Source organism: Pseudomonas sp. D4-21, from assembly GCF_051132125.1.
Lineage (GTDB): Bacteria > Pseudomonadota > Gammaproteobacteria > Pseudomonadales > Pseudomonadaceae > Aquipseudomonas.
In genome coordinates, this window is the sequence record NZ_CP071664.1 from 1,883,184 (window position 1) to 1,894,877 (window position 11,694).

The following is an 11,694-nucleotide window of genomic DNA, read 5'->3' on the forward strand; positions in this document are numbered from 1 at the left end:
CGATCAGTCATCAGAGTGTTTTGCCCAACAGCGCCAGGAAGCGATCAATCTCGGCTTCGGTGTTGAGCAGCCCCGGCGCGGTGCGGATCACCGGTCCGGCATCGCGGTGCACGGCATCGGCGACCACGCGGTTTTGCATCAGGTAGGCGGCGATCTCGTCGCTCTTGCGATCCTTGACCCGGAAGAAGGTGAAGCCGGCGGACAGTTCTGGGCTCAGCGGCGTCACCAGCTCGATCTGCGGCAACGCGAGCAAGTGTTTTTTCAGGTAAGTGTTGAGCGCGTGGATACGCGCCTGCACCTCGGACTTGCCCAGTTGCAGGTGCAGCTTGAACGCTTCGTCCGCCGCCCAGCGATGCTCGAAGGCGTGGTAGCCGCCCGGGGTCATGGTGGTGGAAAACGCCGTGGCTTCGGAGAAGGTCGGGATGATCGGCGTGACGTACCTGACCTCTTCGCTGCGGCTGCACACCACGCCGGTGCCCCGTGGGCCGAACATCCACTTGTGGGTGCCGGCGATGAAAAAGTCGCAATTCATCGCCGGGAAACTCAAATCCTCGACGCCGAAACCGTGCACGCCGTCCACCACGTACACGATGCGCTGTTCATCGCTGCGGCCCTGGTTGTGCTTGTCCACCAGGGCGCCGATCTTGCCGATGGGCAGCTTGACGCCGCTGCCTGAGTGCACCCAGGTCATGCCCAGCACGCGGGTTTCGGGACGGATGTTGCGGTCGATGGCCGTGAGGATTTGCGCCTCACTGACGCCATGGGCGTTCTCGAACAGCTTGATCTTGCGCACCCGTGTTCCGTCCCGTTGCTTGCGCAGATCGAGAATGGTGTGGGTGGCGTAGTGTTCGTGGGCGGTGGTGAGGATTTCCTGGTCGGGCCGGACATGGACCCCGCCGTAAATCATCGCCAGGCCTTCGGTGGTGCTGCCGGTGAGGGCGATCTGCTTCGGGTTCGCTTGCAGGTAGCGACCGGCCCAGGTCCGCACGTTTTCCTCGCGCGCTTCGGTGACGCCCAAGTCCCAGTCCATCAGCAGCCCGGGGTTTTTATCCAGGGCGGCGCGGTGCCGCTCGATGGCCTCGCGCACCGGGCGCGGGTGGGTGGTGACCAGGAAATTGGAGAAGTGCAGGTAGTTCGGGTCCTGGTTGAACAGCGAGCGCAGCTGCGCCCATTTGTCCCGGGACAGCGGCGGCGGTGAGTCGGCCGCGGCACTCGAAGGCAGGTTTGCGGCCAATGGCAGGCCGGCGGCGATAATACCGGCGTGCTTGAGTAAGGCGCGGCGCTCGATCATGGCTGAGGGGCCTTCTGCGCCGAGGCGATGGCAGGGCGGGCGGCTTTCTGCACCTGATCCCAGACCCGCAGGAAATTACCGCCCCACAGCTTGGCGATGTCGGCTTCGGAGTAACCGCGGGTCAGCAGTTCGGCGGTGACGTTGCGGATGTCGCTGACGTTCTCCCAGCCTTTCACGCCGCCACCTTCGTTGAAGTCCGAACTGATGCCGACGTGGTCGATGCCGATCTTGCGCACGGCATAGTCGATGGCATCGCCCAAATCCTTGAGGCTGGCCTTGGGTTCCTCTTCGAGAATGCCGTAGAGCTGGCCGGCGTATTCGCCGAACTTCTGTTCCGGCCACGCGGCGATGATCGGGTCGCCGGGCATCAAGGCCATCGCCAGGTTGGGCAGCGGTGGCAGGTCGAAGCGCCCGCGCAGGGCATTGAGTTTGCCCTGGGTTTTTTGCGTCAGCGGGCGCAGGTATTGAGAGAACCCCACGATCTGCACCACGCCGCCGCTGGCCTTGATCAGCTGCATTTCCTTGTCGCTGAGGTTACGCGGGATGTCCACCATCGCCCGTGGCGCGGAGTGGGACGCCACCAACGGCGTGCGGCTCAGTTGCGCGACTTGCTCCAAAGCCTGGGTCGACATCTGCGACACATCGATGATCACGCCCAGGTCGTTCAGGCGTGTCACCGCTTGCTTGCCGATGTCCGATAGGCCGCCGAGGGCGTCGGGCGAGTCGTTGAAGAACGGCAGCGGGCGCGAGGAGTCGGCCCAGTCGTTGTTGCCGATGTAGCTGAAGCCGAACATGCGCATGCCCCGCGCCGTCCACAGGTCCAGCAGGTTCAGGTCGTGGCCCAGGGGATAGGCGTTGAGCATGCTGATGAAAATCGCGAACTTGCCTTCGCCATGCAGGCGCCGGAAATCGTCCGGGGTGTAGGCGATGGCGACCTGGTTGGGAAAGTCCCGGACCATGCCGGTGATGATCTTGTAGCGCACCTCTTGCTGGTTGCGCGCTTCTTCGACGAACCCGGCGGTGGGCTTGTGTGGCGCGTTGGGCCCGTTCCACAGTTCGGGCCAGCCGAAGATCGTCAGCGCGGCGCCGGAGAGGCGGCCGCGATTGGCTTTCACCAGGTCGAACTGGCCCTCGCCGTCCTTGTCCGCTTCGTTGCCGGCGGTGCCGAAATCCAGCGGCACGGTGATGTGGCTGTCGAAGGACAGCAGGCGTTCGTGCAGCTCGCGCGCTTCTTTCATCACCTTGACCGAGTAGCCGGGGTTGTCCCGCCACCAATGGTCCCAGGCCGCGACGCCAGCCCCGACGACCAGCGCCAGGGCCAGGGGCACGCCGGTGAAAAGAGCTTTTTTCGAACGTGGTGTTGTCATTGCCGATCTCAGTCTGGTTCGCCTTGGAAGGACAGGCGCGGGGGCCTTTGCTATCTGGGGGGAACGAGTGATCGGGCGGGAAATTTAGGTGTTCTCAAGGGCCTCTTCGCGAGCAGGCTCGCTCCCACAGAGGATCGCGTTCCCATGTGGGAGCGAGCCTGCTCGCGAAGGCGGCCTCATGGCTGCCTATAAATTTGTCGCCCCAGCCATCGTTCTAGCTTGGATAAAGCCCACCAGGGCGAACACAGGTAAGGCAATGACGATTTCTCGACGATGGTTCATGGCAGGCCTGGCGCTGACCGGTGCCGCCGTGCCTGCGGTGTACTACGGGCATCGCGAACTGACCCGGCCGGACCCGACCATCACACCCGGCGAAGCTTCCTTCGATGTGGCAGACGTCGCCGGACAGCGGCGGGCGAACACGTTGCGGGGAATCTGGACGATCCGTTTCAGCGGGCGCGATGCCGGCCTCGACGGCTTGCCGGGCGACAATCTGGAGATGTTTCTCGACATCGCCCACAAGGGACGTGGCCTGGTGGGCTACCTCGACACCGCCGAACGGCTGCGCGGTGGAGATGAGCCGCGTTATCGGGTGCTGGGCGACCTGGCCGGCAGCGACCCGAAGCAATTGAGCTGGCGATTGATCGGTGCCGGGCATGGCACGCCGGACTACGAATTCATCATGACCCTGGACGAAGTCTGGGCCGGTTTCGGCAACGCCGGCACGGCCACCCTCAGCGGCCGGGTGTTGCGGTTGGATCGCCCGTTGGCGTTGCCGGAGCTCGACAATCAGTTCGTCGCCGTGAAACAGCGGTTCCCCGAAGCCCGGGAACGTACGCCGCTGAGCCCGAAGTTGCTGGCCTGGCTGGTGTCGCCCGAGCACCGGCTGTTCCATCAACTCTGGCATGCCACGCGAGACAAATGGCACACCCTCGACGAAGACAAGCGCGACGCCCTGCGTGGCATCGGCTGGCAACCCGGGCCGCGGGACAACGAACGTGATGCTCGCGGGCCGCGCAAAGATCGCAACGGCTCGGGCGTGGATTTCTTCTTCATGCACCGGCATATGCTCGGCACGGCGCGTTCTTTCCAGCCGTTGCCGTCATGGCCACGTTTTCCATTGCCGCAACCCGAGTTGGAGCGTGATCGCCTGGGCTTTGCCCGGTATTTCGACAACGTCGACGGGACGGCACTGCCACCAACGTGGCTCGCCCGTGGTGACGAGCAATACGCCCAATGGGTCAGCGACATCAAGACCGCCGAGACCTATCACAGCAATTTCCAGGTCTGGGAATCCCGTTACCGCGACCCGCGCTATTTATCCAAACTGACCCTGGGCCAGTTCGGTTCGGAAGTGGAATTGGGGCTGCATGACTGGCTGCATATGCGCTGGGCCTCGGTGCCGCGAGATCCGTCAAACGGCCATCCGGTGCCATTCGCCCGTGATCAGGCCGACTTCGCCCAGCGCTGGTTCGAACCGGAAAACGACTTTTTAGGCGATCCGTTTTCCTCCCATGTAAACCCGGTGTTCTGGGCTTTTCACGGCTGGATCGACGATCGCCTCGAAGACTGGTTTCGCGCCCACGAACGCTTTCATCCGGGAGAAGTGAGCCGGCTCGAAGTCAACGGCGTGCCCTGGTTCGCCCCGGGCCGCTGGGTCGAAATCGCCGACCCCTGGCTCGGCCCGGACACCCATGGCTGCAGCACCACGCCGGGGCTGCAGGTCGGGCGCTCGGTGGAGATGGATCCGGAAACCATGAAGTTGGCGTTGCGTATTACGTTTGGCAGTGATGACGACAAGCTGGCGCGACTGTTTCGCCGCGTACCGCAGAGGCCTTGGTATGCACGCAATCTCAAGGCCAAGGTGGTGTGAGCCCAGGCTCGAACCGACCGAACCTGGGGCCGTGTGCAATGACTGCTTTTGTGGCGAGGGAGCTTGCTCCCGCTGGGCTGCGAAGCGCCCCAATGACGAGCGCCTCTGTGGGTCAGGTGTTTTGAGGCGGCTGGTTCTGGGGCTGCTGCGCAGCCCAGCGGGAGCAAGCTCCCTCGCCACGATGGTGCTCCTCTTCAGATCTGCTTCACCCGCCAACCCCCACCCAACGCCTTGTACAACGCCACGCTCGCCTGCACCCGCGCCAGTCGCAACTGCACGTTCATGTCCTGGGCGGCGAAGAGGGTACGTTGGGTTTCCAGTACAGTGAGTAAATCTTCAGCGCCGGCCTGGTAGCGGCGTTGGGCAATGTCGAAGGCAGTCTGGGCCTGGTGCAGTTCTTCGCTTTGCCATTGCCGTTGGCGGTCCAGGCCGTGGATGCCGTTCAGGGCTTTTTCGACGTCGGCGAAGCCGTTGATGATGGCGGCGCGGTAGGCCTCCAGCAGTTCTTCCTGGCGCGCGGTAGCCCGGGCTCGCTCAGCCTTCAGGCGACCATTGTTGAAGATTGGCGCGGCCAGCCCGGCGCCGAGGTTGTAGACGTTGTTGCGCAGCAACTGGTCGGCGATGTCGGCGCCGGTGGCCAGGCTCAGGCCGAGGGTGGCGGAGGGCAGCATGGCGGCGCGGGCGACAGTGATGTTGGCCTGGGCGGCGGCAAGGCGCGCTTCGGCGGCGGCGATGTCGGGGCGGCGCAGCAGCAGATCGCTGGGCACGCCGGCATCGATGGCGGGCCAGCGCAATGCGTCGAATGGTTCATCGTCGAGTTGCAGCGATTGCACCGGTTCGCCCAACAATGCCGCGAGGGTGATCAATGCCTCGCGGGCCTGTTGCTGCACTTGCGGCAGGCGGCGTTCCTGGGCCGCCACCAGGCTCTTTTGTTGAGACAGTTCCAGGGCCGTGGCGCTGCCCGCGTCGTAGCGAGTCTGCACCAGGTCCAGCACACTGCGGGCGTTGCCCAGGTTCAATTTGGCGATGCGCTGTTGCTCGCGCAGGGACAACGCCTGGGTGTAGCTGTTGGCGACGCCGCTGAGCAGGGTCAGCTCCACGGTCGCGCGGTCGGATTGGCTGGCCGACAGCGTGCTCAGCGCACTGTCCCGGGCCGCCCGTTTACCGCCCCAGAAATCCAGCTCATAAGTGGCGCTGAGGTTGGCGTCGTAGTAATCGATGGTGCGGTTGTCCCGATCCACGTCTAGCTGGCTATAGCCCTGGCCCCGCAGCAATTCCTGGCGATTGCCGTTGAGCCCGGCGGTGATTTCCGGCAGCAACGGCGCGCCGGCGATCACCGCGCTGGCCTGGGCCTGGCGAACCCGAGCCATCGCGGCGGCCAGGTCGTGGCTGTCCCGACGCGCCTGTTCGATCAAGCGGTTCAATGACGGGCTGCCGAACTGCGTCCACCATTGTTGGTTATCCGCTCGGACACCGGGCGTATCGAGGCTCTGCCAGGCTGCGGGCGGTTGGATGCCGCTGTCCGGTGCCGACACCGGCGTGGCGCAGGCCACCAGCATCAGGCTGGCGGCCAGGAGAGTCAGGTGCGCTTTCATAAGGAGGGGTTCATTCACTGGTGAGGGCCGCGACCGGGTCGAGGCGGGCGGCCTTGCGGGCGGGCATGAAACCGAAGACGACGCCGGTGACCAGGGCGCAGCCGAAGGCGCCGAACACCGCCAGCCATTCGAAGGCCACGGCGATCTTGCCCAGCAGCAGGCCGCCGCCCACCAGCAGGACCAGGCCGATACCGGCCAGCCCGCCGACCACCGAGAGCATCACCGCTTCGGTGAGAAACTGGCGCAGGATGTCCCGCTGGCGGGCGCCGGTGGCCATGCGGATGCCGATCTCCCGGGTCCGTTCGCGCACGGTCATGAGCATGATGTTCATCACGCCAATGCCACCCACCAACAGCGAAATCGCCGCAATGGCCCCAAGCATCAAAGACAGCGTGCCTTGGGTGCGAGCTTCGGCCTGGATCATCGCGGCGTTGTTGGTCAGCTCGAAATCCCGCTTGCCGTCGTGCAGGCGCGACAGGGTACGGGAGACCGCCTGCTCGGCCTCCTTGACCTTGCCCGCATCCCGGGCGGCGATCACCACGTACTCGGGATGACGGGTGCCGAACAGCCGAACGCTGGCGGCGGAATAAGGGATGGCGATGCGATTGTCGGCATCCGAATCCCCGGAGCTGGCGCCTTTTTCCGCGAGTACGCCGACCACCTGGAACGGCACGTTCTCGATCAGGATGTAACGGCCGATGGGGTCGGCGACGTCCTTGAGCAGTTTTTGCCGGACCTTGTGGCCGATCACCGCCACTGCCGCGGCGCCTCGTTCATCGGCGTCGCTAAAGTAGGCGCCCTCGGCCACGGGCCAATTGAAGATGATCGGGAAGTGGGTGTCGTTGCCGCCCACGTAGCTGGTGTGGTCGAGGTTGCCGAACCGCACGCTGGCGTTCTTGCCGTTGACCGGCATGATGCGTTGCACTTCGGGCAGGGCAGCGAGGGCGGCAATGTCCTGTTCGCTGATGATGCCCTTGGCGGCGCGCGGGTTGGGGGCCGTGCCGTTGAGGTAGATGATGTTCGAGCCGAAGGCGCCCATCTGGGCCATGACCTGGCGCTTGCTGCCTTCGCCCACGGCCAGCATGACCACCACCGAGGCCACGCCGATGACGATGCCGAGTAGGGTCAGGGCGGTGCGAAAGCGATTGATCCACATCACCCGCCATGCGGCCTGCACCGCGTCCACCAGCTCGCCTTTCCAGGCGCCGTTGTGTTCGCTGCCGGCACTCAGGCGTTGGCGCAGGTCCACGGCGTGCAAGGCGTTCGGATTGGCCTGCGGTGCGGCGGTAGCGCTGTCGCTGATGATCAAACCGTCGCGGATCTCGATGATGCGCTTGGCCCGGGCCGCCACTTCACGGTCGTGGGTGATCAGGATCACCACGTGCCCCTGGCTCGCCAGTTCGTCGAGCAACGCCATCACCTCAATCCCGCTCTGGCTGTCGAGGGCGCCGGTGGGCTCGTCGGCGAGGATGATGTGGCCGCCGTTCATCAAGGCCCGGGCAATCGACACTCGTTGCTGCTGCCCGCCGGAGAGTTGATGGGGGCGGTTGCCGGTGCGGCTGGCCAGGCCGAGGCGGTCGAGCAGTGCGCTGGCCCGGGCGTGGCGCTCGGCGGCGGAGGTGCCGGCATAGATTGCCGGCATCTCGACGTTTTCCTGGGCGGTGCCGGAAGCAATCAAATGGTAGCCCTGGAACACGAAGCCAAATGCTTCGCGCCGCAGCCAGGCCAGTTCGTCGCTGCCCAGGCCGGCGACGCCTTCGCCGGCAAAGCGGTACTCGCCACTGGTAGGACGGTCGAGGCAGCCGAGGATGTTCATCAAGGTCGATTTGCCGGAGCCGGACGCCCCGACAATCGCCAGGAACTCCCCCGCATAAATGGACAAGTCGATGCCGCGCAGCACTTCCACCCGGGGGCTGTCGCCGCCGCCATAGGCCTTGCGAATGTCCCGCAGTTCGATCAGGGGCGTGTCCACTCAGCCTCCGCTTGCGCTGGATGGGCCGATCAGCACGCGCTCGCCTTCGCTCAAGCCGTCGAGGACCTGGGTGCGCAGGCGATCGCTGACGCCCGTACGGACGGTGCGCGGCTGGACATCACCATTGTCGGCGAGCACGCGTACCTGGTCGGCCTCTTGCAAGGCGGCGATGGGCACGGTCAGCACGTCCTTGGCCTGGGCGGCGACAAAAAACACTTGTGCGGTCATGTCGGTCATCAAGGCGCGGTCGGCGTTGTCCACGTCGAGTAGCACGGTATAAAGCACCACCCGCTCGCTGCCGCTGCGGCCGCCAGTGGGGCTGCCGCCCTGGCTGGCTTCCAATGGGCGCGGCGGCACGGGGAGGATCTGGCGAACGGTGCTGCTCCAGCGGCGACTGCCGCCGGCCAGGGTGGTGAAGTACGCGGTCATGCCCGGCTTGACGTGGCCGATGTCGGCTTCCGAGACTTCGGCCCAGACCGTCATCGGCGACAACCGGGCGATGCGCAGGATCAACGGCGTCTGCTGCTGGGCGTTGAGGGTCTGACCTTCCCGGGCGCCGACCGCGACCACGGTGCCGCCCATGGGCGCATAAATGCGCGTATAGCCCAGTTCCGCCTCGTCGCTACGCAGGCTGGCCTGGGCCTGGCGGATCTGGGCCTGAAACATGTCGATGCGCGCCTGGGTCGCGCGCACCTCGGCCTGGGCAGTCTGCACATCTTCTTCGCGGGTGGCGCCGCCGGCCTTGAGCTGTTGCTGGCGACGGAATTTCTGCTGCGCCAGGTCGTGCTGGGCGCGCTGTTCCTGAAGCTGGGCCTTGAGGTTCTCGATGGAAAATCGCCCGGCGTCGAGCCTGGCTTTTTGCGTGGAGGGGTCGATTTCCACCAGTAGCTGGCCTTCAGTCACTTCGTCGCCGGCTTCGACGTGGATCTTCTGGATCTGCCCGGACGCCTGGGCGCCGACGTCCACGTAGCGCCGGGGCTGCAAGGTGCCCAGGGCCGTTACGCTGTTTTCGATGTCGCCACGGGTGACCGGGACGGTGTCGAGCGGCGCGCGGTCCGGCACAACCACTTGCCACGCAGCGAAAGCCACGGCCGGAAGCAGGGCGAAGGTGAGAAGCCAGGCGCGTCGGGTAGGGCGGGGACGTTTCATGCAGGGTTCCGGCCGGTGATATCGGGCCCATCGCACGGAAGGCCGGGACGGGTGGCTGTTCTGGTAAACGAGCGTTGCGGGCGGGAATTTAACGAGGGGAACCCATGGTAGCGCTTGAACGACACCCACCCCGTGGCGAGGGAGCTTGCTCCCGCTGGGCCGCGAAGCGGCCCCAAAACCTGAGTTCTCTCCTGAAATGTGTCGCCTGCCCTGGGCCTGCTGCTCAGGCCAGCGGGAGCAAGCTCCCTCGCCACAAATGCAGGTTCCGATGCCCGATGACCTGAACGATTGAGCCCTGATACAAACCAAAGCTTTAAATCTATATGAGAATTACTATAAATTACGCAATTGAATCTGCCACTATCGTGCCATGTCCGTTTCAGGCATGCCGGGGTGGCACAGGGATAGCTGTCGCAGTCATTGCGCACGGGAGTCATGTTGGAAAACTACTATCGCGAACTGGTGTGTTTCCTGAACGCCAGGCTAGGCAACCGCCAGGCGGCCGAAGACGTGGTGCATGACGCTTATGTGCGGGTGCTGGAGCGCGCCAGCGATACGCCCATCGAGCAACCCCGTGCGTTCCTTTATCGCACCGCGTTGAACCTGGTGATCGACGGGCATCGGCGCAACACCTTGCGCCAGGTCGAGTCCCTCGATGTCCTGGACAGTGAAGAACGCTTCTTCACGCCATCGCCCCACACCAGCCTCGACCATGGCCAGCGCCTGGACATGCTGCAACGCGCCCTGGCCGAGCTGCCACCGATGTGCCGCGAGAGCTTTCTGCTGCGCAAGCTCGAAGGCCTGTCCCACCCGCAAATCGCCGAGCGCCTGGGCATTTCCAGGGCGTTGGTGGAGAAACACATCGTCAACGCCATGAAGCATTGCCGCGTTCGTGTGCGGCAGTGGGACGCGACCTGATTCGTCCCTCGCCGGTCGCAAGGCGGTAAATTTTTTTTCATTGTCCTCGTTCCACTCAACAGACGACTCGCCGGCGCTTGAAATGCCGGCCGGTTCCCCAGGCTTTCCGCGCCCTGTTGAGGGACTTTTCCAGAGGACACTGGACATGACACAGGCAATTGCATCGCCCATCGTTCACGACTTGATCGGCATTGGCTTCGGCCCTTCGAACCTGGCGCTGGCCATCGCGCTACAGGAACGAGGGCCGGTCCAGGGTGAACTGGACGTGCTGTTCCTCGACAAACAGGCCGATTATCGTTGGCACGGCAACACCCTGGTGACCCAGAGCGAACTGCAGATTTCCTTCCTCAAGGACCTGGTGACCCTGCGCAATCCCACCAGCCCGTACTCGTTCGTCAACTACCTCAAGCACCACGGCCGCCTGGTGGATTTTATCAACCTCGGCACCTTCTATCCGTGCCGCATGGAGTTCAACGACTACCTGCGCTGGGTGGCCGGGCACTTCACCGAGCAGAGCCGCTATGGCGAAGAAGTGCTGCGCATCGAGCCGGTGCTGCGTGACCAGCAGGTCGAAGCACTGCGGGTGATTTCCCGCGGTGCCCAGGGCGAAGAGCTGGTGCGCGCCACGCGCTCTTTGGTGGTCAGTGCCGGTGGCACGCCGCGCATCCCCGATGCGTTCAAATCGTTCCAGAACGACGCCCGGGTATTTCATCATTCGCAGTACCTGGCGCGCATGGCGAACCAGGCCTGCGTGAGCGGTCAGCCGATGAAGGTCGCCATCATCGGCGGCGGACAGAGCGCGGCGGAGGCTTTCATCGACCTCAACGACAGCTTCCCGTCGGTGCAGGTCGACATGATTCTGCGGGGCTCGGCCCTCAAGCCGGCGGATGACAGCCCGTTCGTCAACGAAGTGTTCTCGCCGGAGTTCACCGACCTGGTGTTCCAGCAACCCCACAGCGAGCGCGAGCGCCTGGTCAACGAGTACCACAACACCAACTATTCGGTGGTGGACATCGATTTGATCGAACGCATCTACGGGATTTTTTACCGCCAGAAAGTCTCTGGCATCGCCCGTCATGCGTTCCGCACCCTCACCACCATTGAGAAAGCCACGGCCACCGACGCGGGCGTGGAGCTGGCGGTGCGCAACAACGCCACCGGCGAGCTGACGGTGCGCTGCTATGACGCGGTGGTGCTCGCCACCGGCTACGAACGCCAGATGCATCGCACCTTGCTGGAGCCGCTGGCGCAATACCTGGGGGATTTCGAGGTGGATCGCAACTACAAGCTGATCACCGATGAGCGCTGCAAGGCCGCGATCTATATGCAGGGCTTCTGCCAGGCCAGCCATGGCCTGAGCGACACATTGCTTTCGATCCTGCCGGTGCGCGCCGATGAGATCGCCGGCTCGCTCTATGAGCACGCAAGGCATCGTGGCCAGGGGCATTCGGTACGTGACCTGAAGCTGGCCACGGCTTAAGTCTCACCGAGCTTGCACATTCCTCAGGAAATTCTTGAGAAACTTCCTA

Annotated in this window: 8 protein-coding genes; 3 read left to right on the forward strand and 5 right to left on the reverse strand. The window is 64.4% G+C overall.

Translation table 11 applies throughout. The features are described from left to right. Positions 1 to 10: 10 nt before the first annotated feature. Positions 11 to 1,291, reverse strand: coding sequence for a pyoverdine-tailoring periplasmic protein PvdN (gene pvdN, locus J3Q04_RS08400; protein ID WP_434606942.1), 1,281 nt, complete (start codon positions 1,289 to 1,291; stop codon positions 11 to 13). After that, complete coding sequence (gene pvdM / locus J3Q04_RS08405) at positions 1,288 to 2,658, reverse strand: pyoverdine-tailoring dipeptidase-like protein PvdM (RefSeq protein ID WP_434606939.1); 1,371 nt, start codon at positions 2,656 to 2,658, stop codon at positions 1,288 to 1,290. Before pvdM ends, pvdN begins: the two co-directional genes overlap by 4 nt. Positions 2,659 to 2,914: 256 nt before the next feature. Between pvdM and pvdP the strand changes: the two genes are divergently transcribed. Then, positions 2,915 to 4,531: a pyoverdine maturation tyrosinase PvdP gene (gene pvdP, locus J3Q04_RS08410; RefSeq protein WP_434606936.1), complete on the forward strand. Its 1,617-nt coding sequence runs from the start codon at positions 2,915 to 2,917 to the stop codon at positions 4,529 to 4,531. Positions 4,532 to 4,725: 194 nt separating this feature from the next. Here pvdP and J3Q04_RS08415 read toward each other — a convergent pair whose 3' ends face one another. Genes J3Q04_RS08415 through J3Q04_RS08425 form a run of 3 tightly spaced genes read right to left on the reverse strand, consistent with a single transcriptional unit; the run spans position 4,726 to position 9,247 of the window. Beyond that, positions 4,726 to 6,126: an efflux transporter outer membrane subunit gene (locus tag J3Q04_RS08415; RefSeq protein ID WP_434606934.1), complete on the reverse strand. Its 1,401-nt coding sequence runs from the start codon at positions 6,124 to 6,126 to the stop codon at positions 4,726 to 4,728. Positions 6,127 to 6,136: 10 nt separating this feature from the next. After that, entirely contained in the window at positions 6,137 to 8,098 is a 1,962-nt protein-coding gene (locus J3Q04_RS08420; protein ID WP_434606931.1) for a MacB family efflux pump subunit, read from the reverse strand. Beyond that, positions 8,099 to 9,247 carry an efflux RND transporter periplasmic adaptor subunit gene (locus tag J3Q04_RS08425; protein WP_434606929.1) on the reverse strand — a complete coding sequence of 383 codons (1,149 nt, stop codon included), beginning with the start codon at positions 9,245 to 9,247 and terminating at the stop codon, positions 8,099 to 8,101. A gap of 435 nt (positions 9,248 to 9,682) precedes the next feature. On the opposite strand from J3Q04_RS08425, the gene J3Q04_RS08430 reads away from it, so the two are divergent. Both J3Q04_RS08430 and J3Q04_RS08435 read left to right on the forward strand, forming a co-directional pair. Then, positions 9,683 to 10,165 (forward strand): sigma-70 family RNA polymerase sigma factor, encoded by a 483-nt coding sequence (locus tag J3Q04_RS08430; protein WP_420767837.1) that lies wholly within the window; start codon positions 9,683 to 9,685, stop codon positions 10,163 to 10,165. A gap of 145 nt (positions 10,166 to 10,310) precedes the next feature. Continuing rightward, positions 10,311 to 11,645 (forward strand): lysine N(6)-hydroxylase/L-ornithine N(5)-oxygenase family protein, encoded by a 1,335-nt coding sequence (locus tag J3Q04_RS08435; RefSeq protein ID WP_434606926.1) that lies wholly within the window; start codon positions 10,311 to 10,313, stop codon positions 11,643 to 11,645. The last annotated feature ends 49 nt before the right edge of the window (positions 11,646 to 11,694 follow it).